This window comes from Methylobacterium sp. E-046, assembly GCF_022829625.1.
GTDB classification, from domain to species: Bacteria; Pseudomonadota; Alphaproteobacteria; order Rhizobiales; family Beijerinckiaceae; genus Methylobacterium; species Methylobacterium longum.
Genome location: NZ_JAKSYP010000051.1, coordinates 1 through 603 on the forward strand (window position 1 = coordinate 1; position 603 = coordinate 603).

Below are 603 nucleotides of genomic sequence, written 5' to 3' on the forward strand. Positions count from 1 at the left end.
CTTACCCATCTCGGCGCGCTCGAACTCGCGCAGGGCGGCCCGCACGACCTCGCTGACGCTGCTGTAGCGGCCGGTGGCGACGCATCCTTGCAAGAACGCTCGCAGTTCTGGAGACACAGATATTGTGATGGGTTCGCGCACGGCCATGTTTGAACTTAGCAGAAACTTACACTGTCATACTTCCACATATGTTTGATCTGATCGAGAACAGGGTGATTTTCGCCCTGCCCACGATTGCGAGCATTACCCCGTGCCAGCACGAATTTCTGAAGGGGTTGTAAGCAGGCGTGGCGACGACGTCTGCTTCTGAGTACACGAGCTGACAGGAAATGCGGGCGAGCCAGAACCAGAGTCAGAGCCGCCTTAAAATTTTGATTTGGAGGGCCTGACGCACTTTTTCGCTGACTTTCGCAACGGGGATGGGTCGTGACCGCCAGCCTGGAGTTCATCCCCGAGAACGGCGGCGGTACCGGGATCCGGTTCAGGGAACGGAAAAACTAACATTTTGCCGTGTGAGCAGTTGTCACATGGCATTGGCAGGAACATCGACGAGTAGGTGCGCTTCCCTCAAAACTGAACCCCTGGAGGAAGCATGTCCAAAAT

General features: G+C 55.9%; 1 protein-coding gene. It reads right to left on the reverse strand.

Going from position 1 to position 603, the window contains the following annotated elements:
* A partial coding sequence (locus MKK82_RS02560; protein ID WP_243984593.1) for a type II toxin-antitoxin system ParD family antitoxin occupies positions 1 to 147 on the reverse strand: 147 nt, incomplete at its 3' end.
* Positions 148 to 603 lie beyond the last annotated feature (456 nt).